The 26,512-nt window shown below is 64.9% G+C and carries 22 protein-coding genes and 1 pseudogene; 13 read left to right on the top strand and 10 right to left on the bottom strand.

Annotated elements, in window-relative coordinates; translation table 11 throughout:
• Nucleotides 1–2 precede the first annotated feature (2 nt).
• Nucleotides 3–1,385 carry a protoporphyrinogen oxidase gene (gene hemG / locus D3I60_RS03860; protein WP_262774830.1) on the top strand — a complete coding sequence of 461 codons (1,383 nt, stop codon included), beginning with the start codon at nt 3–5 and terminating at the stop codon, nt 1,383–1,385.
• 55 nt (nt 1,386–1,440) lie between these two features.
• A complete protein-coding gene (gene hemQ / locus D3I60_RS03855) occupies nt 1,441–2,151 on the top strand; it encodes a hydrogen peroxide-dependent heme synthase (RefSeq protein WP_262774829.1) in 711 nt (236 codons plus the stop codon).
• Between the two features lie 130 nt (nt 2,152–2,281).
• On the opposite strand, the gene D3I60_RS03850 is transcribed toward hemQ, so the two are convergent.
• Complete coding sequence (locus D3I60_RS03850; protein WP_262774828.1) at nt 2,282–2,569, bottom strand: hypothetical protein; 288 nt, start codon at nt 2,567–2,569, stop codon at nt 2,282–2,284.
• Nucleotides 2,570–2,712: 143 nt separating this feature from the next.
• Between D3I60_RS03850 and D3I60_RS03845 the strand changes: the two genes are divergently transcribed.
• Entirely contained in the window at nt 2,713–3,189 is a 477-nt protein-coding gene (locus D3I60_RS03845) for a MarR family winged helix-turn-helix transcriptional regulator (RefSeq protein WP_262774827.1), read from the top strand.
• A 4-nt stretch (nt 3,190–3,193) separates the two neighbouring features.
• Here D3I60_RS03845 and D3I60_RS03840 read toward each other — a convergent pair whose 3' ends face one another.
• Nucleotides 3,194–3,727 carry a GNAT family N-acetyltransferase gene (locus D3I60_RS03840; RefSeq protein WP_262774826.1) on the bottom strand — a complete coding sequence of 178 codons (534 nt, stop codon included), beginning with the start codon at nt 3,725–3,727 and terminating at the stop codon, nt 3,194–3,196.
• Between the two features lies 1 nt (nt 3,728).
• On the bottom strand, nt 3,729–4,178 hold the full coding sequence (msrB, locus tag D3I60_RS03835; protein WP_262774825.1) for a peptide-methionine (R)-S-oxide reductase MsrB: 450 nt from the start codon (nt 4,176–4,178) through the stop codon (nt 3,729–3,731).
• A 156-nt stretch (nt 4,179–4,334) separates the two neighbouring features.
• On the opposite strand from msrB, the gene D3I60_RS03830 reads away from it, so the two are divergent.
• Nucleotides 4,335–5,534 carry an alpha/beta hydrolase family protein gene (locus D3I60_RS03830; protein ID WP_262774824.1) on the top strand — a complete coding sequence of 400 codons (1,200 nt, stop codon included), beginning with the start codon at nt 4,335–4,337 and terminating at the stop codon, nt 5,532–5,534.
• Between the two features lie 10 nt (nt 5,535–5,544).
• Here the strand turns inward: D3I60_RS03830 and D3I60_RS03825 are convergent, their stop codons facing one another.
• Both D3I60_RS03825 and D3I60_RS03820 read right to left on the bottom strand, forming a co-directional pair.
• Nucleotides 5,545–8,250 (bottom strand): penicillin acylase family protein, encoded by a 2,706-nt coding sequence (locus D3I60_RS03825; RefSeq protein ID WP_262774823.1) that lies wholly within the window; start codon nt 8,248–8,250, stop codon nt 5,545–5,547.
• A 34-nt stretch (nt 8,251–8,284) separates the two neighbouring features.
• Complete coding sequence (locus D3I60_RS03820; protein WP_262774822.1) at nt 8,285–9,163, bottom strand: DUF817 domain-containing protein; 879 nt, start codon at nt 9,161–9,163, stop codon at nt 8,285–8,287.
• 288 nt (nt 9,164–9,451) lie between these two features.
• On the opposite strand from D3I60_RS03820, the pseudogene D3I60_RS03815 reads away from it, so the two are divergent.
• Together D3I60_RS03815 and D3I60_RS03810 are read left to right on the top strand one after the other, a co-directional pair.
• Nucleotides 9,452–10,276, top strand: a pseudogene (locus D3I60_RS03815) (N-acetylmuramoyl-L-alanine amidase); the annotation flags it as partial.
• Nucleotides 10,277–10,437: 161 nt separating this feature from the next.
• A complete protein-coding gene (locus D3I60_RS03810) occupies nt 10,438–11,112 on the top strand; it encodes an NAD(P)-dependent oxidoreductase (protein WP_262774821.1) in 675 nt (224 codons plus the stop codon).
• Between the two features lie 10 nt (nt 11,113–11,122).
• Here the strand turns inward: D3I60_RS03810 and D3I60_RS03805 are convergent, their stop codons facing one another.
• Entirely contained in the window at nt 11,123–11,770 is a 648-nt protein-coding gene (locus tag D3I60_RS03805; protein ID WP_262774820.1) for a hypothetical protein, read from the bottom strand.
• Between the two features lie 31 nt (nt 11,771–11,801).
• Nucleotides 11,802–12,644 carry a L,D-transpeptidase family protein gene (locus D3I60_RS03800; RefSeq protein WP_262774819.1) on the bottom strand — a complete coding sequence of 281 codons (843 nt, stop codon included), beginning with the start codon at nt 12,642–12,644 and terminating at the stop codon, nt 11,802–11,804.
• A 60-nt stretch (nt 12,645–12,704) separates the two neighbouring features.
• On the opposite strand from D3I60_RS03800, the gene D3I60_RS03795 reads away from it, so the two are divergent.
• From D3I60_RS03795 to D3I60_RS03780, 4 genes are all read left to right on the top strand, one after another.
• Nucleotides 12,705–13,991 carry a DUF6636 domain-containing protein gene (locus D3I60_RS03795; RefSeq protein WP_262774818.1) on the top strand — a complete coding sequence of 429 codons (1,287 nt, stop codon included), beginning with the start codon at nt 12,705–12,707 and terminating at the stop codon, nt 13,989–13,991.
• Between the two features lie 192 nt (nt 13,992–14,183).
• Nucleotides 14,184–15,947: a 2-isopropylmalate synthase gene (gene leuA, locus D3I60_RS03790; RefSeq protein WP_262774817.1), complete on the top strand. Its 1,764-nt coding sequence runs from the start codon at nt 14,184–14,186 to the stop codon at nt 15,945–15,947.
• 77 nt (nt 15,948–16,024) lie between these two features.
• Complete coding sequence (recO, locus tag D3I60_RS03785) at nt 16,025–16,753, top strand: DNA repair protein RecO (RefSeq protein WP_262774816.1); 729 nt, start codon at nt 16,025–16,027, stop codon at nt 16,751–16,753.
• On the top strand, nt 16,750–17,526 hold the full coding sequence (locus D3I60_RS03780) for an isoprenyl transferase (protein ID WP_262774815.1): 777 nt from the start codon (nt 16,750–16,752) through the stop codon (nt 17,524–17,526). The genes recO and D3I60_RS03780 overlap by 4 nt, the downstream gene beginning before the upstream one ends.
• 182 nt (nt 17,527–17,708) lie before the next feature.
• Here D3I60_RS03780 and D3I60_RS03775 read toward each other — a convergent pair whose 3' ends face one another.
• A complete protein-coding gene (locus D3I60_RS03775) occupies nt 17,709–19,511 on the bottom strand; it encodes a DEAD/DEAH box helicase (protein ID WP_262774814.1) in 1,803 nt (600 codons plus the stop codon).
• A 383-nt stretch (nt 19,512–19,894) separates the two neighbouring features.
• On the opposite strand from D3I60_RS03775, the gene D3I60_RS03770 reads away from it, so the two are divergent.
• On the top strand, nt 19,895–21,277 hold the full coding sequence (locus D3I60_RS03770; RefSeq protein WP_262774813.1) for a glycine--tRNA ligase: 1,383 nt from the start codon (nt 19,895–19,897) through the stop codon (nt 21,275–21,277).
• Between the two features lie 169 nt (nt 21,278–21,446).
• Nucleotides 21,447–22,760, top strand: a complete 1,314-nt coding sequence (locus tag D3I60_RS03765) for a YibE/F family protein (RefSeq protein ID WP_262774812.1) — start codon at nt 21,447–21,449, stop codon at nt 22,758–22,760.
• 79 nt (nt 22,761–22,839) lie between these two features.
• On the opposite strand, the gene D3I60_RS03760 is transcribed toward D3I60_RS03765, so the two are convergent.
• Complete coding sequence (locus D3I60_RS03760) at nt 22,840–24,231, bottom strand: aspartate aminotransferase family protein (protein WP_167196763.1); 1,392 nt, start codon at nt 24,229–24,231, stop codon at nt 22,840–22,842.
• Complete coding sequence (locus tag D3I60_RS03755) at nt 24,228–24,713, bottom strand: Lrp/AsnC family transcriptional regulator (RefSeq protein WP_101547408.1); 486 nt, start codon at nt 24,711–24,713, stop codon at nt 24,228–24,230. Before D3I60_RS03755 ends, D3I60_RS03760 begins: the two co-directional genes overlap by 4 nt.
• Before the next feature lie 424 nt (nt 24,714–25,137).
• On the opposite strand from D3I60_RS03755, the gene D3I60_RS03750 reads away from it, so the two are divergent.
• Entirely contained in the window at nt 25,138–26,466 is a 1,329-nt protein-coding gene (locus D3I60_RS03750) for a M24 family metallopeptidase (protein ID WP_262774811.1), read from the top strand.
• Nucleotides 26,467–26,512: the final 46 nt, after the last annotated feature.

Raw genomic sequence — 26,512 nt, 5'->3', positions numbered from 1 at the left:
GAATGTCTCAGATCACCGTCGTCGGAGGAGGGATCTCCGGACTCGTCGCCGCCTATCGTCTCTCCGCCGACCACCGAGTGACCGTGCTGGAAGCCGGCGACCTCCTCGGCGGCTGTCTGAAAGCGACCACTCTCGATAGTGCCGTACCCGTGGGCATCGACGCGGGAGCCGAAGCGAGCCTCAACCGGCGTCCGGAGACCAGGAACCTGGCCGCCGAACTCGGCCTCGACTCGGTGTTCCCCTCGACCCGGCACAGATCGCAGGTGCTCAGCCGGGGAAGCCTGCACGCGATTCCCAAACGGACGATCATGGGTGTGCCGGCCGAAGCGGCCGAGGTCGAATCCCTCATCGGCACCGAGGCCGCCGCTCGCTTGGCGGCCGAACGGATCACCCCGCCGATCGAGGGTGATGACGTCTCGCTCGGGGACTTCCTGTCCGCGCGCCTCGGCGACGCCATCGTCGACGAACTCGTCGACCCGCTGCTCGGCGGCGTCTACGCCGGTCGCTGCCGGGACCTGTCCCTGGCCGAAACGGTGCCCGCGCTGCTGCCCGCCGCCGTCGAGGGCACCTCGGTGCTCGACCTCGTCACACAGCTCCTCGCCGCTCGCGACGCCCAGACCGCGTCGGCAGGGAACCCGGAACCGGTGTTCATGAGCTTCGAAGGCGGAATCAACCGCCTCATCCCGGCCCTGCACGAGGCGATCGTGCTGGGCGGCGGGACGGTCCGTCTCGGTGCCGGTGTCACCGGGATCGACCGGGACGGTGAGAGGTGGATCGTCCGCGGCCAGGGGGACGACATCGAATCCGATGGGCTCGTTCTCGCCACGCCCGCGCATGTGACCGCCGGGCTGCTGGCGTCGGTGGCCCCGGAATCGGCGAGCCGCCTCGGCGAGATTCCCTATGCCTCCACTGCCTTGGTCGCCGCCCTCGTCGACCTCGGGGGAGTGGAGCTGCAGGGCTCGGGGTTCCTCGTCCCCGCGACCGAGGGCACGTTCATCAAGGCCTCGACTTTCGTGTCGAACAAATGGCCGTGGACGGCTGACCATATCCCCGCGGGGACGGCCCTGGTGCGGATGAGCATCGGACGCTTCGGCGACGGACCCGAGGTGTGGAGCAGATTCTCCGATGAGGAGATCGTCGAACGCGCCTTCGCCGACTGGCAGACGATCACCTCCCGTCCGGAATCGCAGCTGCTGGGCTCGGAAGTCCAGCGCTGGAACTCCGCACTGCCGCAGTACCTGCCCGGCCACGCCGGACGCCTCGCTGTCATCGACGCCGAGATCGCGTCGCTGCCCGGCCTCGAACTCGCCGGATCCGCCTATGGGGGAGTCGGCATTCCCGCCTGCATCGCCCGCGCGGACGCCGCGGCCCAGAGACTGAACTGACCCGCAGTCGACCATCATGACACTTCAGAATGAAGAGCAGACAGAAGGAGCAGATATGAGCGAATACACTCAGCCCACCGACACCCAGATCGAAGAAGCGAACGAGCAGACGCGGTATATCGCCTACTCCGTCTTCGCCTCTGCCGGAGAACTCGGCGATGCCGACCGCAGAGAACTCGCCAATGAGCTGCATGCGGCTCTCGAGCCCCTGAAGGAACGCGGTCTGATCGTGCGCGGAATCTACGACGTCTCCGCCCTGCGCGCCGATGCCGACGTCATGTTCTGGTACCACGCCCCCGAAATCGAGGTCGTCCAGGCCGCATACTCGGCGATCCGCCGCAGCCTGATCGGCGGAGTGCTCGAACCCGTCTGGTCCGTCGTCGGAATCCACCGCCCGGCGGAGTTCAACAAGGCGCACCTGCCCGCGCTGCTGACCGATCCCGAACCCGGCGATTACATCTGCGTGTACCCGTTCGTGCGGTCCTACGACTGGTACCTCCTCGACCCCGCCGAACGGGCGAAGATGCTGCGCGACCACGGCATGGCCGCCGCCGGGTACAAGGACATCAAGGCGAACACGATCGCCTCCTTCGCCCTCGGCGACTACGAATGGCTGCTGGCCTTCGAGGCCGCCGAACTCCATCGCATCGTCGACCTGATGCGCGACCTGCGCAACACCGAGGCGCGCCTGCATGTGCGCGAAGAGGTTCCGTTCTACACCGGACCGCGTCGCGAACTCGTCGACATCATCTCCGGCTGGCGCTGACCGAACGTCATTGACCCGATCGGGACTGAGGCAGAGAGCAGGTCGCCCGGCCGGGGCCGAGACAGCGGGAAAGGGCCGCCGCACCGATTCGGTGCGGCGGCCCTGCGTATGGTCGGGGAGCGACCGGCGGCTACTTGATGCCCTTCTTCACCACATAGGAATGGCCGTTGGCGTCGGTGCGCATCTCCAGCCCCATGGCATCGAGCTGCTGGTGTCGCAGCGTCTCGTCCTCGAAGTATCCGCCCGGGCGCGTGTTGTCTACCTGCGCCGGCCCGACGATCTTGCGGAAGAAGTTGTTGAGCCAGCCCACTCCGCGCTGAGACTCCGGATACTGGTTCTTCTTCCGTGCCGAATTCTTCTGCTTCTTGTCCTGCTTCCGGTTCGAACCATCGGGTGAAGGCTGCAAGGCGGACGACATAGCGAGGATCCTATCGACGAGGTGCCGCTTGGGCGAGGACTGGGCAGGTTTCACCTATAGTGTACACTAACCATTAGGGCACTAAGTAATATTCGAAGAGTATGCACGCCCTGGTTGCCGACACGGAGGATCGACGACACACGATGCTGGAATCCGAAGGTTCGACGGAGCCGCTGGACAACCCGCTGGCGCTGGAAAGCCAGATCTGCTTTGCTCTGGCGGTGGCGTCCCGCGGGGTGATCGGCGCGTATCGCTCCGTGCTCGAACCCATCAGTCTGACGCATCCGCAGTATCTGGTCATGCTTGCGCTGTGGCAGCACGAGAAGCTGCCGATGCGCGAGATCGCTCGACTGCTGCGACTCGAACCCGCGACTGTGTCCCCGTTGGTCAAACGCCTCGAAGCGCTGGATTATGTGACGAGAACGCGCAGCGACAGCGACGAGCGGATCGTCGAGGTCACCCTCACCGACACCGGCCGTGAACTGCGCAAGACCGCCGAGGCGATTCCCGGGACGATGATGGCCAAGCTCGGCATGGACGTCGACGGAGTGCGTGAACTGCACGCTGTGATGCAGAAGATCATCGCCTCCGTCGACGCCGCTGCCGAGGCCGAGGGCTGACCGGTCAGCCGGCCGGGCGCTCCATGGGGGTGTGCGCGATCCCGTCCTCGTCGAAGCACGGGCCGTTCGGGGCGAAGCCGAGGGACGAGTACAGCCCCTCGAGGTGCGACTGTGCGTTGAGCGTCAGCGGGGCAGTCGACCAGGCGTGGACGATGTCGCTGAGCAGTCGGCGGCCCCAACCCTGACCGCGGGCGTCGGGGTGGGTCGCGACGCGACTGATGCTGCGTGCTCCCGGCCTGGCCGCCGGTCCGTCGGGCACCTCCGCCGGCAGCAGACGGGCATAGGCCCATGGCGAGAGATCACGTCCGTGCTCGGCGCCGTGAGTGTCCGACATCGCCGTGGCCGGTCGCTGGTAGAAGAAGTGCAAGGTCTCCGGCAGTGAGTCCACCCCGTCGGGGTCGAGGAACACGCACTCCTGTTCGACGACGAAGACCCGGGAGCGCAGCTGCAGAATTCCGTAGAGCTCCGTGGGCCGGAGCTCGTCGAAGGTCTTCACGACGAGCTCGGTCGCCTCGGTGCTCTGATTGTCCCTCGCCACCTCAGCTGTCCGCAGCGTCGGTGTTGAGCTTCAACGAGATCGAGTTGATGCAGTAGCGCTGATCGGTGGGAGTGCCGTAGCCCTCGCCCGAGAAGACATGGCCCAAATGCGAGTCGCAGTTCGCGCAGCGGACCTCGACGCGTTCCATGCCCATCGAGGTATCGCGGATGTAGCGGACCCGGTCCTCGGCCAGAGGCGCATAGAACGACGGCCATCCGCAGTGCGAGGCGAACTTCGTATCGGAGGGGAACAGGTCGGCTCCGCAGGCCCGACACTGGTACATCCCGGCAGCGGTCTCATCGTTGTACTCACCGGTGAAGGGACGCTCGGTCGCGCCCTGGCGCAGCACCGCGAACTCCTCGGGAGTGAGCACGTCCTGCCAACGGATCTCCTCAGCCGCGGCCTCCTCGTTCGTCGAAGTTCCAGCGTTGATATCTGATGACTGAGTCATCGTGACCTCCGGTCTCTGTCAGTGACGGTGATTGCGGCGAGGAGGAGACGATCTCCGCCCCTGGTGAGCGCAACAGCGAGTGACACTCGCTCATTCCGCACAACAGCGTTTGGTGCCTGATCATTCCGTAGGCAACAATGAACACAGGAGGTTTTCATGGTCCGCGACACGAAGTTCCCCGCCCGCCTGCTCGCCGCCGGTATCGGCGTCGGCGCCGGACTCGGTGCCCTGATCTCTGTGGCGTCGTCGGGTCTGGCCGCCTACTTCGCCCGCAAGATCATCGTTCCGGAGAACGCCCCGGAAGAACTCGACATCCTGCACATCGACGGTTTTCCGCCGAATATGCGCATTCAGCTGCCCGCCGATGAGGAGACCACGGTGCCCGGCACCTATGGTCTCTACTTCAATCAGGGTTCGGGACATGCCGTCGTCGGCGACATCGTCGAGTACGATCCGCGCTCGCGCACCGTCTCCCGAGAGATCCTGTCCGTCACCCGCGGCGATATCCGACGGGCCTGGCGGGGACGTTGGACCGGAGTCGTCTATCCTGATCCGATCGCTGCCGGAGTGAATTTCGAAGACATCGAGATCCGCTCCGACGCCGGGGACCTGCCCGCGTGGCTGCTGCCGACCGACCATCCGGAACCACAGGACACCTGGGCGATCCTCATCCACGGTCGTGCCAGCACCCGCGCCGAGGGACTGCGTGCCGCTCCCGTGCTCAACACCCTCGGGGTGCCCTCGATCGCGATGTCCTACCGCAACGACGCCGAGGTGCGGGTGGAGACCACATCGCGCTACGGGCTCGGCGACACCGAATGGATCGACGTCGACGCCGCCATCGACTTCGCGGTCGGACACGGAGCGAAGAACGTCGTCCTCTTCGGCTGGTCGATGGGCGGAGCCATCGCCCTGCAGGCGGCCTCCCGCGGACGCAACCGCAGATTCGTCACCTCGCTGGTCCTCGACGGACCCGTCGTCGACTGGGTGAACGTGCTCGACGGTCAGGCGAAGAAGAACCTGCTGCCGACACCGATCGCCAAACTCACGCTCGAGATGATCACGCAGCCATGGGCACGGCCGATCACCGGACTCGAGACCCCGCTCGATCTCGATCGCATGGATTGGGTGACCCGTGCCGCCGAACTCGATGTGCCGGTTCTGCTCATCCACTCCGATGACGACGAATTCGTTCCCTCCGGCCCCTCCCACGCGCTGGCAGGTGTCAGACGGGATCTGGTCACGATGCCCTCATACGGCAAGGCCCATCACACGAAGGAATGGAACATCGACCCGGTGCGCTGGGAAGACGATGTCGCGAACTTCCTCGAAGCGAAGATCCTGCCCAAGGACTGAAACCCCGTTCTCACGGCTCGAGAGTGAGTGTGTCCTCTGCCGCCGCAGCCACGGCCTCCTTCGAGTACGGCCACGGTCGATTGACATTGGCGGCCCAATCGTTCGTCTGATCGTCGTAGTGCGGGTGGAAGGCATGCCCCGACGCGCCCGTGAGGTTGATCCAGTTCGAGGCGTCGAAGTTCGACAGATCGACCGTCTGACGCATCGACGGCACCCAGTTCGTCTCATAGCCGACCGAGGCATCCCACCCGGTGGCATGGACGACGCCCGAACCGCCGGAGACTTCATAGGGGCCGCGGTTGAACAGCTTCTCCACCGGTGTGATCCCGGATTCGCCGAGGCTGGCGTTGCGGATCGTCAGGCGGTGCAGGATTCCCCACCGCCACGTCACGGGCTCCGGTCCCAGCAGGTCCTCCGTCTCCGCCCAGGCCGTCTTCATGGCCTTGCGCAGAGCCGCGTCCCGACCTTCGACGCCCTTGCTCGACCACCACTGTGAATCCGGGTCTTCGAGCAGTTCCGAGAGCACGAGGTACCACCGTGAACCGCCGGCGGGGGACACCCCGTCGGGCAGCTTCGAGCTGATCGTCTGCTCGAGCAGCGTCTTCGTGAGCACATTGAAGTAGGCGGCGCCCGCGCTGTTCGCGGAGTCGAAGCCGTTCCAGCTCTTCAGCAGCTTCTTTGCCTCTAGGATGTCCTCGTCACCATGGGAGTGGATCTTCACCGCTTCGGGTACGAGCTTCGCGGCGAACGGATTCTGGTCGTCGTTCTGGATCTCCGCCATGTCCATCGGCCGCAGCTTCCGGCCCTCGTCGACCGCGTCCTTGATGCGTTTCGTGATGCGGCGGGCACGATCTCCGTAGTCGAAGTCCTCACCGAGCTGCACGGTCTCACCGGGGGCGGCGACCGGGTTGTTCGCGGTGACGATCCATCCGCGTTCGGGATTGTACAGGTGTGGGAGATCCTCGAAGTCGAACCAGCCCTGCCAATCCTCGTCGGATTTCCACCCGCGGCGGGGCACGGTGCCGTCGGCCTTGCCTCGGCGTGGGATCATCCCGGGGGCCTGATAACCGATGTTCCCGGCGACATCGGCGTAGACGAGGTTCTGGGAGGGCGCGTCGAACAGGGATGCCGCGTGCCGGAATTCCTGCCAGTTCGTGGCCCTGTTGATGGCGAACACCGCCGAGGCGGTTGTGCCCGTACGCAGAGCCGTCCAATCGAGGGCGAGACCATAGTGTTCCTCGGCCGGTCCCGATTTCGGGTCCTGCGCATCCGCCCCGGTCGTCGCATCGAGTGCTTTGCGATACGTGCCGTCGAGCTTCGACACGAGTGGGCCGTTGCGGGTGGAGCGGATGGTGATCTCGCGCGGGTTCTCACCCGCGACCTGGATCGTCTCCTTGCGCACCTGCAGCGGTTCGTCGCCGTCGTCGTGGATGACCTTCCCGTCGCGGATCTTCTCCACCACGAGGTCGGTGACATCGGCGCCGAGGTTCGTCAGGCCCCAGGCGATCGACTGGTTGTGGCCGATGACGACTCCCGGCAGTCCGGAGAAGGAGAATCCGGTGACGTCGAAGGGGCACTCATCGGTGACCTTCTTGCATCGCAGTCCCACCTGGTACCAGACCGAGGGCATCGCCGGGGCGAGGTGCGGGTCATTCGACAGCAGCGGTCGACCGGTATTCGTGTGCTCCCCGGAGATCACCCACGAGTTCGACCCGATATCATCGCTGTTCTGTCCCAGCATCGGCGGCAGCGATGTGAGCGTATTCCGCAGTTCGAGGAGATCATCGGTGGGGACGGCCGCCTCGGTGTCGGTGTTCCCCGTTCGGGGTGCCTCGGTGACGGTGCCTCCGGCCTGTGCCTCATCGTCCTCCCGTGCACGGTCGTCGACTCGCGGCTTCTGTTCGACGTCGTCGCCGCTGCGGTCCTTCGGCGCCTTGTCGCCGGCTCTGCCGCCGAGGATCGTCGGACGCGTGGCATATGGGTAATCCGGATAGAGGTCGCTCATCTGCTCGTCGGTGAGCTCCGAGCCGAGGATCGACCGGTCGATCTCGTCTTCGAGGTTCGATCGCAGATCCCACGCCATGGCCTTGAGCCAGGCGACGCTGTCGACCGGGGTCCATTTCTCGACCTCGGTGCTGCCGGTCTCGAGGCCGAGGACGGCGTATTCGAGAGACAGCTCGGTGGGGGATTTGTCCTTGAGGTAGGCGTTGACGCCGTCCGCGTAGGCCTCGTAGTAGCCCAGACTCGTCTTGTCGAGCTTCTTCACCTCCTGCTCGGCGACCTTCCGCCAGCCGAGCGTGCGGATGAAGGTGTCGGTGCCCAGCTGGGATCTGCCGAAGAGTTCGGAGAGTCGTCCCGAGGTGACGTGTCGGCGGAAGTCCATCTCCCAGAACCGGTCCTGAGCGTGGATGAACCCCTGAGCCAGGAACAGGTCGTGGGCGGTTTCGGCCTCGATGGTGGGAACACCCGAATCGTCACGGTGGATGGTGACCGGCGCGTCGAGACCCGGCAGCGAGATCTCGCCGTCGGTGGTCGGAAAGGAGCGGCGGACGAGGAACAGTCCGACGAGGGCGAGGATGAGAGCGAGGACGAGGACTCCGGCGATGACGCGCAGCAGCACACGAGCACTGACCGACAGGTTGGAACCGCTGGTTGGGCGGAGCACCTTGAGCAATGCGCTCGATTCCTTCTCATTCTGCGCATCGGGTGCCGCCATGAGTCTCCTTCGGCCGTCCTGAATGTTTCGGTTCTCAGCAAGTATAGGTGTCCGGAGGCTCGGGTCTGTGGACCTCAGGCGGCCTGGGTCTGTGGACGAAGGTCACGAGAACGACGGAGATCATCATGAGCAGGAACCAGGCCACCAGCTTCGTCAGCGGTACCAGGTGCCAGCCGTCGTCCTGACTCGGATACAGCCAGGCACCGGCCGCGGTCCCGATGTTCTCGGCCACCCAGATGAAGAAGGCGACGAGGAGGAAGGCCAGCAGCACGGGCATCGTCAGTGTCCTGCGATGGATATGGAAGTACATGCGGCAGCGGAAGAAGACGATGACGGTGGCCAAGACGAGGAGCAGTCGGAGGTCGACGATGAAGTGGTGGGTGAAGAAGTTGAGGTAGATGGCGGCGGCGATGATCGCGGTCAGCCACCTCGGCGGGTAATGGCTGAACCGCAAGTCGAAGAGACGGTACACGCGGACGATATAGGAGCCGACGGCGGCGTACATGAACCCGGTGAACAGCGGCACCGCGCCGATGTGGAGGACCCCGCCGGGGGCGTAGTTCCATGAACCCACGGCGGTCTTGAAGATCTCCATGCCGGTGCCGACGATGTGGAAGACGATGATGACGATGAGCTCGCGACCGGTCTCGAGTCGAGCGACGAGCATGCCGATCTGGATGAGCACGGCGAGGATGACGAGGAAGTCGTTGCGGGCGATGGCCGCGTCATCGGGGTAGAGCCAAGCGGTGACGATGATCGCTAAGAGCATCAGAGCGCCGAAGAGACACGCCCACGCCTGTTTGATTCCGAAGGCGAGGAACTCCCGTATTCCAGCGGGGACGCGGGGGAGAACGCGGTCGGCGAAGGCGTCGAGGACTGTCTCGAGCCGAGTGAGTTCGCGGCGATCAGCCATATGGGTCCTTCGACGGGGACGCGGGGAATGTGGAGTGCCAGCGTATCGCGCGATTGGGCCGGGCTGCCGGAGCGGGCAGTGTGACATCGCCGTGTCCGAAGGAGGTGAAATCCTGAATAGAACTTGCGAGTCACCTGCACGGAAAATGGCAATGCCATTGATCTGTGCATCAGTGTCGCAGGAGTGCTGCGACGCTGCGGCGCCGACAAGGCAGTGTCGACGGCGACGCGAACCCATTGGCGTCCGTTAGTACCAGAAGGCGGACAGACTGCAGAGGAAGCAGCCCCGATGAAACCGATCCGACTGCACCACCGACAAGACGTCGACTTCGAAGGGCGTCTCATCCACCACACCGCCGGATCGAACTCCTATACGAAGGCACAGGCCCCGGGCATCATCCGCGGCTACCTCGCTGACCACACGAAAGAACGAAGCTGGTGCGACCTCGGGTACAACTTCCTCGTCGACAAATACGGCACCATCTCCGAAGGCCGTGCAGGCAGCATCGACCTGTCTGTGACCGGAGCCCACGCCTCCGGATTCAACTCGTACACGATCGGCATCAGCGTGCTGGGCACATACACAGGGTCCGCGCCGAGCACTGCAGCCCAGAATTCCGTCAAGCCGCTCATTGCGTGGAAGGCCAACCAGTACGCCTTCAACCCGACGGGAAAGATGACGCTCACCTCCGGCGGAGGAAGCACGAGCCGGTATCCCGAAGGCAGGAAGGTCAGCCTCAATGTGGTCTCCGGCCACCGGGACACGAGCTACACCGCCTGCCCGGGAAATGCCTTCTACTCGCGACTCGGATCGATCCCGTCCGGTGCGAAGTCGATGCAGTCCGATGTCGGCGTCTATCAGCGCATCGCCAAGGGCACCGTGCACTGGTCGTCGAAGACAGGGGCGCACCTGAACAAGGGCGGAATCCGCAACGGGTACAAGCACGCCGGATACACCAAGGGCTTCCTCGGCTACCCCAGCAGCGATGAGAAGACCTTCAAGTATCGCAAGAGCGCCTACTACCAGAGCTACGAGAACGGGATGATCACGTGGTCGTCGGCGATGAAGGGACAGCCGATGTGCGGCGAGATGCTCAAGAAGTGGAAGTCCCTCGGCTGGGAACGCAGCAAGCTCGGACTGCCGATGACGGACCAGTTCCCCTCGGCGGGCAGGATCCGTCAGAACTTCGAACAACGGGTACATGACCTACACGAAGAGTCAGGGCGTCCAGGTCTATCTCACCTGACCGAACGCAGGGGACATAGACTCGCCTCATGCACATCCTCCTCTTCGGCGCCTCCGGCCACGTCGGCACCGGGCTCGCCCAGCAGCTCAGTCCGCAGCACACAGTCACCGGCATCGTCCGCCGCACTCCGGACACGGAGACGGCATACGAACCGGTGACTGTGCCGGACTGGGCGGACGAGCCGGAGGCGGTCACCTCGGCGCTCGCCTCCAGTGAGCTGCCGTCGGTCGATGCCGTCATCGCCGCCATCGGCGGGTGGTACATCGACGAACCGGTGCTCGACCGAGGTCTGGAGAAGTTCGACGCGGACTATGACTCATACCTGCGCGGGCACTTCACGGCTTGTGCGATCTCGCAGTCCCTGGCCACCGACCGGATGAGCGGGGGCCAGGGACTCGTCCATCTGGCGCTCAACGGCGTCGCCAGCGTCGAAGCGCTGGCGGGGTCAGGGGCGATCAGTGTCTTCGGTGCTGCGCAGAAGATGCTCATCGAGGTCGCCGCAGCGGAATCGACGAGCGTGGCCTTCCGCGAGCTGCGGATCATGGCTCCCATTGGTGGCGATGATCGCAATGATCTGTCCGGGGGAGTCGAAACCATCCATCTCACCGAGGTGGTCGACGGGATCACCGCGATCCTTGACTCACCCGATCGCTTCGAGGTGAGCACCGAGATCCACGCGAACGCTGGGACCTCTGCCGGCTGACTGCTTCGACTCAGGCGCGAGTGTAGCGGAGGAAGACCTGGTCGTCCTCGGTGCGCACATCGATGAGGCGCAGATCGATCTCGGCCTCGAGTCCGGAGAAGTGGCTGCCGGGAGTGCGGATATAGCAAGGGCTCACGCTCAGATGCAGTTCCGCACCCGGATAATGCTCGAGCAGCCGGAAAGCGAGATTCGGACCCGACTCGCACAGCAGCACTGCCTCATCGGAGGTCTGCGATCCTGTACCTGTGGACGAAGCGTGGTCCGTCCGGGTGGTCGACCGATCCAAGGCGGGCCTGGACGTCCGCGATTCGGGGGACGGTGCCGTCGGCAGTGAGGCAGCCACCTCGGTGATGGTGTCTGCTGTGAAGTGCTGGGCACGATAGTGGAGGCCGCGGCCGTCGAGCTCGCTCTGCAGGGCCGTCGGATCGGACTCGGTGAGCACGTGCACGGGGGTGTGCTCCAGCGTTTTGCCTGCGGCGTTGATGACGGGCAGCTGCGGATTCAGCGCGGTGCGGCGGTCGACGATGATCGCATTCGCGCTGCGTCGCAGGGCGAGGAAGCGCCGGAAGTCAGCGTCCGTGGACACCCCGGTCGACCAGCCGTTCTCGGCGACTGATCCGTTGATCGACTGGACGAGGGAGATGATGAGACGGCGCACGGGCTCCTGCTCTTCTGCTTCTTCGGCTCTGCTATTTCTTGACTTCGGGTGCCGGCCCCATGGCGATGCGCGGGTGAGCGTCGGGATCGATGGTGCGCATGATCCACTTGAGGTCCGCCTCGTCGAGGGTGACGCAGCCGTTCGTGCCGGAATCGTGGTCGAGGTGCAGCCAGATTCCGCCTCCCTTGTCCCAGCCCATCGGTCGGGTCTTGTCCGTCGGCGGAGTGCCGGGTCTGCGGTTGTAGTCGATGGCGATGATGTAGTCGAAGACCGATTCGTAGTCCGCCCCATAGGCCACCGTCGCCGAGGAGGGCAGGCGATTGTCCTGGGTGTACGGCAGGTCGGTGCCCGGGTTCGCCTTGAAACCGCCTGCGTCGCTCAGCGTGAACACTCCGATCGGGGTGGTCTGATCGCCCTCGCGGCGATCCTTCAGCCATCCTTCGGAGCCGTTGTGGGTGTCGAAGGTCTTGAGCTTCTTCCACTTCTTGTCCGTGAACTCATAGAAGCTCAGGCTCGACTTCTCCGAAGCGGCTGTCGGCGAGGTCGCGACGAGGACCTGCGAGGTCTCTGCCGGGATCTGGTCGGTGAACTCCTTCGTCAGACCGGGGACAGGGACGGGGTGGACCGGTCCGGTCGCCTCGGTGCCGGACTGATCGGATGCAGTCGAATCGGAGTCGGTTCCGGTGGGGGACTCCTGGGCCGGGGCTGCGAAATCACCGAAGCTCGTCTGCTGCGCCGGAGCGGCGAACCCGGCGGATTCGACCGTCGAGGAATCGTCCGTGGCGTCGTCGGCATCGGCCCCGCAGGCGGTCACCAGCAGAGCGCAGGCGAGAAGCGCGGGCACTCCCGCGCGCCGGAGGACTCCATCGGACATGAGGTCATCATCTCACGAGGCATGAGAACTCGCCGGTAGCGACTATGCGAAAATGACACCATGAGCATTCCACCTGTGCCGAACCATCCTCCGCGCCCCGGGCGTCGGAAGCCGGCCGAGGAGTCTCCGGAGTCGATCACAACCCAGTTGTTCATCGGCGACGATGAGTCCGCGGCCGCTGATGGCTCCACCCAAGCACTCACCCCCGCAGAACTGCAGAGGCTGCGGTCGATGGTCGAATCCGACGGCACCGATGCCACCGAGGTGCTCAGCCTCGAAGAGCTGCGCGGACTGGCCGCCGCCGATGGATATCAGACCGGAGGGCTGCCGGCCGCGCCGCGCAAGGTGAACTCCGACGATATCGCCGCTGCTGAGGCGCCCTCGGCTCCGAAGCAGTGGAACCCGCTGCCCGGCTCGCAGTCGGCGCCTGCGGACGCGCACCAGGCCGAGCCGCATTCGCAGCAGCCCGAATCGCACCCGCATCAGGGAGATCCTCACCCGCACCAGGGGCAGTGGGGTGGAGAGTTCGGTGCCGGCGGTCAAGCCGCAGCATCGCAGCCGCAGGCCGCCGGGCCGGTGCAGTCGCCGGCGGGACCCGATCACGCTCAGCCCGGCACGGGTCGCCCCGGCGGCCCCGGATACGGACAGGCGGGCCACGTTCCCGCCTACAGCGGTGCCTATGCCGCCGGCTATGCGCCGGCCGGACCTGCCGGTCCCGGAGGAACCGGCGGACCGGGAGGGCCGGGAGGCCCCGGCGGACCGGGGAGCCCCGGCGGCTCGCGCGACCCCTATGGTCGGCGGAACGATACGAAGAAGGTCCCCGCGTGGCTGTGGGTGCTCGCTGCCATCGCGCTCATCCTTGCCCTCGGCATCGTCGGCTATATCGTCTGGGACTCCACCCAGGGTGCCGACACCTCCACCGTCGGACCCACGGACGAACCGTCGATCGGTCAGACCGATGACCCCGAGCCGTCCGATTCGGGCAGCTCGAAGGCTCCCGTCGCCGAAGAGACCTTCACATCCCCGTCGGGAAATATCGCCTGCACCATCGACTCCGAACGAGCGCGCTGCGTGATCAAGGACTACGAGTACTCACCGCCGGAGAAGCCCGACGACTGCAAGCTCGACGACTGGGGCTCCATCGTCGTGGCGAATAAGGAAGGCTCAGGCTTCTCCTGCGTCGAGGCTCCCGAGAGCAACGGCCCGGCACGCGTCCTCGGCTACGGGGATTCGATCTCCGCGGCGGGGATGACCTGCACCTCCAGCGAAGAGGGCATGACCTGCAAATCCGACGACACAGGAGTCGGATTCAACGTCCGCCGCGCCTCGGTCGACTTCCTCAAGTAGGATCCCTGCGCCGCCTCGGCGATCTTAGGATGTGGACGGGATTCGGACGGAACGCGGAAGGGGGACTACGGTGATCGTGTGGCTCATAGGTTCCTCCTCCTTCCTTGCCGCGACGAGTCCTGAACGGACAGCACGCTCGTCGCGGAGTCCTCGTATGCTGGTCAAGCGCTGAGAAACTGAGATAGAGGAACAATGAAACTGCAGAAGCCTTCTCCCATGCCGTTCGGCAAGTACAAGTCGTTCCAGGACCGCATTGCGCTGGATATGCGCGATCGCACCTGGCCCGACCAGATCATCAGCAAGGCGCCTCGCTGGCTGAGCACCGACCTGCGCGACGGCAACCAGGCGCTCATCGATCCGATGACACCGGACCGCAAACGCAAGATGTTCGATCTGCTCGTCAAGCTCGGCTTCAAGGAGATCGAGGTCGGGTTCCCGGCCGCCAGCCAGGTCGACTTCGACTTCGTCCGCGAGATCATCGAACAGGACGCGATTCCCGATGACGTCCGGATCTCCGTGCTCACCCAGGCTCGTGAGGACCTCATCGAACGTACTGTCGAATCCCTCGTCGGCGCGAAGATGCCCACCGTGCACCTCTACAACGCAACCGCGCCGGTCTTCCGCAAGGTCGTCTTCGGCTTCGACGGAGACGGCTTCGACCAGACTCGCGATATCGCATTGCAGGGCACTCAGGCCGTGATGAAGCACGCCGAGACTCTGCTGTCCGACGCGGACTTCGGCTACCAGTATTCGCCGGAGATCTTCGTCGACACCGAACCCGAGTTCGCCCTCGACATCGTCGGCAGCGTTCTCGACATGTGGCAGCCTGCAGCCGGCCGCGAGACCGTCGTCAACCTGCCGGCCACGGTCGAACGCGGCACACCGAACACCTACGCGGACCAGATCGAATGGTTCTGCCGCAATATGCCCTACCGTGACGAAGTGGCCGTGTCCCTGCACCCGCACAACGACCGGGGCACCGGCGTGGCCGCTGCGGAGATGGGAATGATGGCCGGCGCCGACCGAATCGAAGGCTGTCTGTTCGGCAACGGTGAGCGCACCGGCAACCTCGATCTCGTCACCGTCGCTCTCAACCTGTACACGCAGGGCATCGACCCGGAGCTCGACTTCTCCGATATCGACGAGGTCATCCACACCGTCACCGAATGCAACCAGATCGGTGTCCACGAACGTCACCCCTACGGCGGCGACCTCGTCTTCACCTCGTTCTCGGGCTCGCACCAGGACGCGATCAACAAGGCCTTCGCCGATCGTGAGAAGAAGGCGAACGCCCAGGGCACCCCCGTCGACCTCATGGAATGGGACATGCCCTACCTGCCGGTCGACCCGAAGGACCTCGGCCGCAGCTACGAGGCGATCATCCGTGTGAACTCGCAGTCCGGCAAGGGCGGAGTGACCTACCTGCTCAAGAGCGAGTACGGACTCGACCTGCCGCGTCGGATGCAGGTCGAATTCTCCCGTGCCGTGCAGCAGCACACCGAAGCCGGCGGCGAGGTCACCGCCGAGGAGATCCGCCGTATCTTCAACTACGAATACCTGCCCGCCGAAGACCCAGAGAAAGCATGGGGCCGCTTCCAGATCGTCGGCCTGCGCACCGAATCGGGCAATGTCGACGGTGGCGGCTCATCGGCAGAGCGCATCGAGGTCGACCTCATCGTCGACGGTCAGGAACGCACCTACGAAGGACGCGGCAACGGACCGATCGACGCGCTGGTGAAGATCCTCATCGACCAGTTCGACGTCGACGTGCGACTCCAGGACTACTCCGAGCACGCCATCGGCTCCGGCGCTGACACCAACGCCGCAGCCTATGTCGAACTCGCCGTCGAAGACCGCGTCGTCTGGGGCGCCGGTCTGCACCCGAACATCACGAAGGCCTCGCTCAAGGCCGTCGTCTCGGCCGTCAACCGTGCGGCTCGCGACCGTCAGAGCTGAGGCTGCGCGGTCGATCTCACAGCAGTCGCAGAGCGCGGCGGGGTGATTCCCCGCCGCGCTTAAGCGATAATGGGCGGGTGCACAACTATCGTGATGAAGGCATCGTGCTCCAGGGGCACAAGCTCGGCGAAGCCGACCGCATCGTCACCGTGCTCACTCGCAGCCACGGCCTCGTCCGCGCCGTCGCGAAGGGGGTGCGACGGACGAAATCGAGGTTCGGCTCCCGTCTCGAACCCTTTATGCTCGTCGACCTGCAATGCCACGTCGGGCGCAGCCTCGACATCGTCACCCAGGTCGAACTCGTCGAACCCTTCGCCCGCGGAATCGCCACGGACTTCGATGTCTATTCGGCCGCCTCGGTGATGGCCGAAACGGCGCGCAGCATCACCGAAGCCGAACCCCAGTCCCGCACGCATTTCCTCCTCCTCGTCTCTGCCATCCGTTCGCTGTGCAACCGGGAACACCCGCCGAGGCTGTCCCTCGATGCGTACCTGCTGCGCGCGATGTCCGTGGCCGGGTGGGCACCGAGCCTGCTGGACTGCGCCCAGTGCGGGAACCCCGGACCCCACCGCGCGTTCTCCGCAGCCTTGGGCGGTGCCGTGTGCACGAACTGTCGCCCCTCCGGTGCGGCGCTGCCCGACACCGATGCGCTCGAGCATATGGCCGCGCTCCTGTCCGGCGACTGGGAGCGCGCCGAGGCCTCCGACCTGCACGATCAGATCGACGGGTCGAAGCTGGTCTCGGACTGGGTGTCCTGGCACCTCGAGCGCAATATCCGATCACTGAGAGTTCTGGAGAGCACATGAGCTACCCCGCACCACCGGCCCACCCCAGCGGAGCGAGACCTCCGCGCATCGACGCGAAGTTCGTGCCCCGGCACGTCGCTATCGTCATGGACGGCAACGGTCGGTGGGCGAATCAGCGGGGGCTGCCGCGCACGGAAGGGCACAAAGCCGGGGAAGCTTCGCTGCTCGACGTCATCCACGGCGCGATCGAGATCGGCGTGGACTTTCTGTCGGCGTATGCGTTCTCGACGGAGAACTGGAAGCGCTCACCCGAAGAGGTGCGCTTTCTCATGGGGTTCAACCGTGACGTCATCCGCCGCCGCCGCGATGAGCTCAACGCCCTGGGCGTGCGGATCGTGTGGTCCGGCCGGCGCGGTCGGCTGTGGCGTTCGGTCATCGACGAACTCGAGACGGCCGCGGAGATGACGAAGAACAACACCGGTCTCGTGCTCCAGTTCTGTGTGAACTACGGCGGACGCTCCGAGATCGTCGACGCGATCAATGAGATCACCGCCGAGGTGGCCGCCGGGAAGCTCAAACCCGGCAGGGTCTCGGAGAAGACCGTCCGCTCCCGCCTCTACGCACCCATCGTGCCCGACGTCGACCTGTTCATGCGGTCCTCGGGGGAGCAGCGGACCTCGAACTTCCTGCTCTGGCAGTCAGCCTACGCCGAGATGGTCTTCCAGGATGTGCTGTGGCCCGACGTCGACAGGCGCACCCTGTGGGCGGCGATCGAAGAGTACGCCCGCCGTGACCGTCGCTTCGGCGGCGCCGTCGACACCCCCTCGGCCTGACGCGAAGGCTGAGGACTGCGGCGCAGCGTCCACGGGTTTCTGAGGCTCGGCCGGTCGGTTCCGCTCTGCCGACGACGAGGGCCCCGCAGCATCATGCTGCGGGGCCCTCGTCATGGTTTCGGCCGGATCGACGCTTCAGGGTCTCACGACTCCTGGGAAGTGACGGTCATGACGCGATCGGATCAGTAGTGGTCGCGGGAGCGGTCGTTCCGTCCGCCGAACTTCTTGCCGCCTCGGCGATCGCCCCGGAAGTTGCGGCCGTCACCGGGCTGCTTGTCGAAGTTGCGCTTCTTGAACGGGCGACCCGGGCGACCGGAATCCGGACGGATATCGATGGGCCGGCCCTGGATCTCGGTGTGGGAGAGCTTGCGCAGCACTGACGGATCGAGGTCCTTGGGCAGGTCGACGAGCGTGTGGTTCGAACGGATGTCGATATGGCCGATCTGCTTCGAGGTGATTCCACCTTCGTTCGCGATCGCACCGACGACGGCGCCCGGCTGCAGGCGCTCATTGCGTCCGAGGGCCAGACGGTAGGTCATCATGTTCTCATCACGGGCACGCCCGCCACGGCCCGGACGGCCGCCGTCACGACCGCCGTCACGGTCACGGTCTCGGCCCTGACGACGTGCCGGTTCGGGCATCGGCTCGGCCTTGAGTGTGTTCGACTCGAGGACGAGGGACGCCAGCGCGGCGGCGATGTTCGAGGCCGGCACATCGCGGGAGAGCGAATACTGCTCGATGACGTCGGTGAGTTCGGACAGTTCGGTCTGCGCGAGCACATCGTCGATGCGCTTCGTGAACTTGTCGACGCGAGTGTTCGTCAGCTCTTCGACGCTGGGCAGAGTCAGCGGTTCGACCTTCTGCTTCGTGGCGCGCTCGATCGAGCCGAGCATGCGCTGCTCGCGCGGAGTGACGAAGAGGATCGCCTCACCGGAGCGTCCGGCACGACCGGTGCGGCCGATGCGGTGGACGTAGGACTCGGTGTCGTGCGGGATGTCGTAGTTGACGACGAGCGTGATGCGCTCGACGTCGAGACCGCGGGCGGCCACATCGGTGGCGACGAGGATGTCGATCTTCGCCTCACGCAGCATGTCGATCGTGCGCTCACGTGCCTGCTGCGGGATGTCGCCGTTGATCGCGGCGGTCTTGAACCCGCGGGCACGCAGCTTCTCGGCCAGCTCCTCGGTGGCCTGCTTCGTGCGCACGAACATGATGATGCCCTCGTACTCCTCGACCTCGAGGATCCGAGTCAGCGCATCTAGCTTGTGCGAATGCTGAACCATGAAGTAGCGCTGGCGGATGTTCGCACCGGTCTGCGACTTCGCAGCGATCCGGACTTCCTTCGGGTCGTCCAGGTACTTGCCGGTGATCCGGTGGATCGAGGACGGCATGGTGGCCGAGAACAGTGCCACCTGACGGTCGGGACCGACCTGGCTGAAGATCTCTTCGATGTCTTCGGCGAAGCCCATCTTGAGCATCTCGTCGGCCTCATCGAGGATGAGGTGCTTGAGGCTGCCGAGCTTGAGCGATCCCTTCTTGAGGTGATCGATGACGCGACCAGGGGTGCCGACGACGACCTGCGCACCACGGCGTAGACCGGCCAGCTGCGGGCCATAGGCCTGACCGCCGTAGATCGGGAGCACGGAGAAGTCGGACAGCTCCGTGGCGTAGGAGGTGAAGGCCTCAGCGACCTGGATCGCGAGTTCGCGAGTGGGGGTGAGTACGAGAGCGAACGGGCCGTCGTCGGCGCGCCCCGCCTCGGCGAGGTCGGACAGGGCCGGCAGGGCGAAAGCCGCAGTCTTGCCGGTTCCGGTCTGGGCGAGACCGATGACGTCACGACCCGACAGGAGGGTCGGGATCGTCTCGGCCTGGATGGGGGTGGGGATCTCGTAGCCCTGCGCCTCTACGGCCTTGAGCACGAGCGGGTGGAGTCCCAGTTCGGAGAATCTCGGAGTGGTTTCGTCGTTTGCGGACACATCGGTCATGAGTGATCTCTCTCACGTAGGCACACACTTGATCGCAGATGACTGTAGTGGCGATCTACCCTGCGGCCGCTTGTGCAATCATCGTGAGCAATCTGGGCCGAAACCGTAGAGATCCAAGAACTCGCTTGGACAGACGTGAAGACGTCGGTACGGAGAAAGGTTTGGGTGTACCCCAAGTCTACATGCCACACCCTCGCCGAGGCGGCCCCGGAGTGGGAATCCGAGTGTGAGATCAGTCGCCTCCGGTGGGCTCCTGCCGTCGCCGAGGGCAGGAGTCAGGGAGGGTCGGGTCGGTGTTGAGGAAGCGACGGCGTGACCAGTTAGGCTGGTACCTGCGAGCCACGGCAGCCGGCCGTCGGCGAACTGAAACAAGGAGAGAACTAGTGGCACAGTCCAAGTTGGATGCCGTCATCGCCCTGGCCAAACGCAGAGGATTCGTCTTCCAAGCAGGAGAGATCTACGGCGGTTCCCGCTCGGCATGGGACTACGGGCCGTTGGGCGTGGAGCTCAAGGACAACATTAAGGCCCAGTGGTGGCAGCAGTTCGTGCGCGGTCGCGAAGACGTCGTCGGCCTCGACTCCTCGATCATCCTGCCCAAGCGGGTCTGGGAAGCCTCCGGCCACGTCGCCACCTTCGTCGATCCTCTCATCGAGTGCCTCAACTGCCACAAGCGCCACCGCGAGGACCACCTCGTCGAGGCGTATGAGGCGAAGAACAAGAAGGCTCCGGAGAACGGAATGGCCGATATCGTCTGCCCCGACTGCGGCACCCGCGGTCAGTGGACCGAGCCGCAGGAGTTCTCCGGCCTGGTCAAGACCTTCCTCGGACCCGTCGACTCCGAAGCCGGACTCCACTACCTGCGTCCGGAGACCGCGCAGGGCATCTTCGTGAACTTCAACAATGTGCTCACCGCTGCCAGGAAGAAGCCGCCGTTCGGCATCGGCCAGATCGGCAAGGCGTTCCGCAATGAGATCACCCCCGGCAACTTCATCTTCCGCACCCGCGAGTTCGAGCAGATGGAGATCGAGTACTTCGTCCACCCGGACGAGGCCGACGACTTCTACAAGCAGTGGGTCGAAGACTGCTGGTCCTGGTTCCTCGATCTCGGAATCTCCGAGGACAACGTCCGCCGCCTCGACGTTCCCGCCGAGGACCGTGCGCACTACTCGGCGGGCACCATCGACATCGAATACCGCTTCGGCTTCCAAGGGTCCGAGTGGGGCGAGCTGATGGGTGTGGCCAACCGCACCGACTACGACCTCGGCACCCACACCGAAGTCTCGGGAGCGAAGCTGCAGTACTTCGACCAGGCCAGCGGAGACCGCTACACTCCGTATGTCATCGAACCCTCCTTCGGCCTGACCCGGTCGATGATGGCCTTCCTCGTCGAGGCCTACAGCGAGGACGAGGCGCCGAACACGAAGGGCGGCGTCGATAAGCGCGTCGTGCTCAAGCTTGACCCTCGCCTGGCTCCGGTCAAGGCTGCGGTGCTGCCGTTGAGCCGCAACGAGAAGCTGACGCCGGCGGCGAAGGATCTCGCTGCGACGCTGCGTCGACGTTGGAACATCGACTTCGACGATGCCGGCGCCATCGGCCGTCGCTACCGTCGCCAGGACGAAATCGGAACGCCGCTGTGCATCACCGTCGACTTCGACACCCTCGATGATCAGGCAGTGACGATCCGCAAGCGTGATGACATGAGCCAGGAACGCGTGAGCATCGATCAGGTGGAGAAGTACCTGGCCGACCACCTCGCCGGAGCCTGACCCCAACTACTACCTGACGGCGGCCCAGCAACCTGGCGCCAGGTTGCTGGGCCGCCGTCAGGTAGTTTTGATAATGGCTGGCCGCCTCGGTGAGCACCAGCCTCCATTCCGCCCTGGTCGACCGCCCCGCATCTTTCCGGTCGGCCGTCCCTGAAGGACCGCCATGCATATGACGTCCGCACACGAACCGAAGGCCTCGCCGAAGGTTCGCCTGATCATGCTCGCCTGCCTCGTCCCGCTCATCGTCGTCACGATCGCCGGACTCTTCGTTCTGTGGCCGTCGGGACCGGACAAGGACCTGCCCGGTGGCGGTCCGACGACGAACGCGGCCGAGGGGACCACCGACACGAAGGTCACCGTCACCGCCGTCGACGCTTCGGACTGCGACCCGGGGGAGACGGACCCGATGGTCCGCGCCGACTGCACGACGTACACCGTGGAGGCGAACGGACAGGAAGGCAGCCTCTACGTCACCCCCGACGCGGCCAAGGCCGGCGTCGATGTCGGAGACACGATCAAGGTCCTCGACTTCACGCAGTCACCGGACCGGGCGGAGATGGGCACCGACTACGTGTTCATCGATTTCGACCGCAACGTCCCGATGCTCGCCCTGGCGATCATCTACGCGATCGTCGTCCTCCTCGTCGCCGGTCTGCGGGGACTGCGCGCACTGATCGGACTCGGATTCGCCGGTGCCGTGCTGTTCGTCTTCATGCTCCCGGCGATGCTCGACGGCAAACCGCCGGTGCTGGTGGCCATGGTCTCTGCGAGCCTGATCATGGTCATCGCGCTCTACCTGGCACACGGAATCTCGGCGCGAACGTCGACGGCGCTGTTCGGAACGGTGCTCGGCATCATCATCACGGGCATCCTCGGTGCGTGGATGACGTCCTGGGCGAATCTGGGAATCGCCTACTCGGAGGACGGGTACCTGCTGGTCGATACGACCGATCTGGGCATGACCGACATCATCGTGTGCGCGATCCTCATCACCGGACTCGGAGTGCTCAACGACGTCACGATCACGCAGGCCTCGGCGGTGTGGGAGCTGGCAGCCGCTGCCCCGGAGATGAAACCCGGTCAACTGTTCTCCCGGGCGATGCGCATCGGGCGTGACCATATCGCCTCGACCGTCTATACGATCACGTTCGCGTATGTGGGCTCGGCGCTGATGACGCTCATCATTGTCTCCGCACACGATCAGCCGCTGTTCGACACGTTCACGCTAGGAGACATGTCTGTCGAGGTGGTGAGCATCCTCGTGTGCTCGATCGGTCTGGTCATCGCGATTCCGCTGACGACCGGACTCGGTGTCCTCGTGGTGCAATCGGGAGTGCGCCCGCCGAGGCGGCCCACCGGATCCGTTTCTGCGCCAGACGCGATCACGGCTGCGGACCCAGGCACGATCACGGCTGCCGACCCCACGGAGGAACGGCCGCCGGTGACCCGTCGCGAGGCCCGTGAACGCGACCAGAACCGCTGAACTTCGCCCCGGAACTACCTGACGGCGGCCCAGCAACCTCGCGCGAGGTTTCTGGGCCGCCGTCAGGTAGCAATTGGGGTCAGAACATAGTCCAGGCTTCCTGCAGGACGCCGCGGATGATCTGCTCCATCTCGTCGAACTCGTTCTGACCGACGGTCAGCGGAGGCGAGAGCTGGATGACCGGGTCGCCACGGTCGTCGGCGCGACAGTACAGACCGCTCTCGTACATCTTCGCCGACACGAAGTTCTTGAGAATCCGCTCGGACTCCTCTTCGGTGAACGATTCCTTCGTATCCTTGTCCTTGACGAGTTCGATTCCGTAGAAGAATCCCTCACCGCGGACGTCACCGACGATCGGCAGGTCCTTGAGCTTCTCGAGCGTGAACTTGAACGCCGCAGCATTCTCGTGCACGTGGTCGTTGAGCTTCTCCTCTTCGAAGACGTCGAAGTTCGCCATCGCCGCGGCACAGGCGACGGGGTGACCGCCGAAGGTGTAGCCGTGGTAGAAGGTCTCGTCTCCGCCGGGGCCGAAGGGCTCGAAGAGCCGATCGGAGGCGATCATCGCACCCAGCGGTGCATAGCCGGAGGTGATGCCCTTGGCCGAGGTGATGATGTCGGGAACATAGCCGAAGTCGTTGCAGGCGAACATGTCGCCGATGCGACCATAGGCGCAGATCGTCTCGTCCGAGACCAACAGCACATCGTACTCGTCGCAGATCTCGCGGACCCGCTCGAAGTATCCGGGAGGCGGCGGGAAGCAGCCGCCGGAGTTCTGCACGGGCTCGAGGAAGACGGCGGCCACGGAGTCGGCACCTTCGAACTCGATGGCCTCACCGATGCGGTCGGCGGCCCAGCGGCCGAAGGCCTTTTCATCGTGGGCGAGGTGCTCAGGTGCCCGGTAGAAGTTCGTGTTCGGTACCTTGTGCGCACCAGGGACCAGCGGAGCGAACTGCTCACGCAGACCCGGCAGCGAGGTCACCGACAGCGCACCGTGCGGCGTGCCGTGGTAGGCGGTGGCCCGCGAGATGATCTTGTGCTTGCCGGGCTTGCCGACGAGCTTGAAGTAGTTCTTCGCCAGCTTCATGGCCGACTCGACCGAGTCGCCGCCGCCGGAGGTGAGGAAGACCCGGTTGAGATCGCCCGGCGCATAGCTGGCCAGACGTTCCGAGACCTCGATCGCCTGCGGGTGGGCGTACGACCACAGCGGCATGAACGGCAGCTTCAGCGTCTGGTCATACATCGCCTTCGCGATCTGCTCACGACCGTGCCCCACCTGAACGGTGAACAGGCCGGCGAGACCGTCGAGGTACTTCTTGCCCTTGTCGTCGAAGATGTGGTGACCCTCGCCGCGTACGATGACCGGCGCCTCACCACCGTTGAACAGTGCTTGGTGTGGTGACATGTGCATCCACACGTTGTTGCGGATGGCATCCTGGTAAGGAGTGCCGGCTCTAGTGACATTGTCTGTCATCGCGTCCCCCAGTTGTATTTCTGCTTTTCGAGTGAGAGGTACATGAAGAGCTCCGTATCCACGACGGCATCGATCGAGCGGAGCTCCTCATTGACGAACTCGATCAGATGCCGATCCGATTCACACACGATCTCGACCAGGAGGTCGAACGAACCGGCGGTGACGACGAGGTAGTCGATCTCGTCATAGTCGTGCAGCTTCTCGGCGACCGCGGAGATGTCCCCGCGGACCTTGAGCCCCACCATCGCCTGCCGCGCGAATCCCAGACTCAACGGGTCGGTCACGGCGACGATCTCCATGACGCCCGAATCGATGAGCCGCGACACCCGCTGGCGCACGGCGGCCTCGGACAGGCCGACGGACTTGCCGATGGCCGAATAGGATTTCCTTCCGTCGTGCTGCAGCTCGACGATGATCGCCTTAGACTTCTCGTCGAGATTCCCCAATCGGGAACCGCTGCCGTTCGGCAGAAGCGGGTCCATTCTTCACCTCCGTGATGTGCGTCTCAGGACAATCTATCACCGAATCTGCTGAAATGCGCTGTTGTGCATGCGAATTCAGTCGAAACTGAAAATTTTTGGTTCTGGATTCGTCAATATCGCCGAGGCGGCCGACGGGTATCCGCGCCAAGTGCCGTTGCCTCAACACCCGGATCCGCCGATGGCAACCACCTGCAAACGCCGCTGGCAACCACCCGAATCCGTCGTTCGCCGACCACCCGAAGTGGCGGTTGGAGGATCGCCTGGGACCGGCGTCGGCAGTCGTCCATATCCCTGTTGTGAAGGACTGCGAATCGCCGTTGCGAAAGCCCGCGGATCCCCGCAGGCGCGCGGATCGGCAGACCGTCGACAACACGCGCATCGACAGTGATTGACAGTATGTGAGAGAGATCACCACACTGGGATCATGAATGAGGGTGAGCTGTTCTACGGCGGCGACGACAATCGCCCGGACGTGCACGGGATGCGTCCCGGAGCCGAGCAGGGGCAGGCCGGCAAAGAAGTCAAGGCGCGGCCGCAGCCGGTTCCCGGCGAGGTCGATACGATCGGCGCGAACGAACTGTCGTTCAGCGCCGAGGAGTACCTCGGGCGGATCGCCTCGGTGCGCAACCGGATGGTCGACCAGGGCTTGGCCGCGCTCATCGTCACCGACCCGGCGAACATCTACTACCTCACCGGCTACAACGCGTGGTCCTTCTACACCCCGCAGCTGCTCTTTGTGCCGTCGTCGGGACCCATGACGCTGTTCATGCGCGATATGGACGCGCGGGGAGCCTCGCACACTTCCTGGCTGCCACCGGAGGACATCGTCGGCTATCCCGAACGGTATGTTCAGCGTCCGCATATCCACCCCTTCGACTGGGTCGCCTTCGCCCTGCGCCAACGGTGGGAGGTCGCCCGCGCCTCCACGTCTCCGGTCGGCGTCGAGATGGATTCGCATTTCTTCTCCCCACGTGCCTTCCGGGCGCTGGTCAACGGCGTGCCCGAATGGCGCCTCGTCGACTCCTTCGAACTCGTCAACTGGATCCGCGCGATCAAATCTCCGGCGGAGATCGCGCTCATGCGCAAGGCCGCGAAGGTGACCACCGCTGCCATGGACGCGGCACTGGGCACGATCGGCGTCGGCGTCGGCCAGAACGAAGTGGCGGCCGCGATCTCCGAAGCCCAGACCAGAGGCGGCGACGGGGTCTGGGGCGACTACCCCTCGATCGTCCCTCTCATGCCCACCGGCGAAAGCGCGGACACCCCGCATCTGAGCTGGACAGATCGGAAGTTCGAACGCGACGAATCGGTGAGCATCGAACTCGCCGGAGTCCACCGCCGCTACCATGTTCCGCTGGCTCGCACCGCGGTGACCGGGCGACCGAAGCAGGAGCTCGTCCGCCTTGAAGGCGTGGTCGCCGAGGCGCTGACCGCGGTTCTCGACGTCGCCGCCCCCGAGGTGCCCACCGCGGAACTCGCCCGCACCTGGAATCGAGTGCTGGCTCTGTCAGGCCTGGAGAAACCCAGCCGCCTGGGCTACTCGATCGGGATCGGCTACCCGCCCGACTGGGGCGAGCGGACGATCTCGATCCGCACCGAGGACGATCAGATCCTCGAAGCGGGAATGACCTTCCACCTCATCGGCGGAATGTGGATGAACGGCTACGGAATCGAGCTGTCGGAACCGGTGCTCATCACCGACACCGGCTGCGAACCGTTCACCCATTTCCCGCGTGAGATCATCCGCGTCTGAGGCCTTCCGCGATCGCGCCTCGTGCGCAGCCCGCCCGCCCCGGCAA

Source organism: Brevibacterium permense, from assembly GCF_025506275.1.
GTDB classification, from domain to species: domain Bacteria; phylum Actinomycetota; class Actinomycetes; order Actinomycetales; family Brevibacteriaceae; genus Brevibacterium; species Brevibacterium permense_A.
Note: the sequence above shows the minus strand (reverse complement) of the source record. Positions and strands in the feature narration are given on the sequence as shown.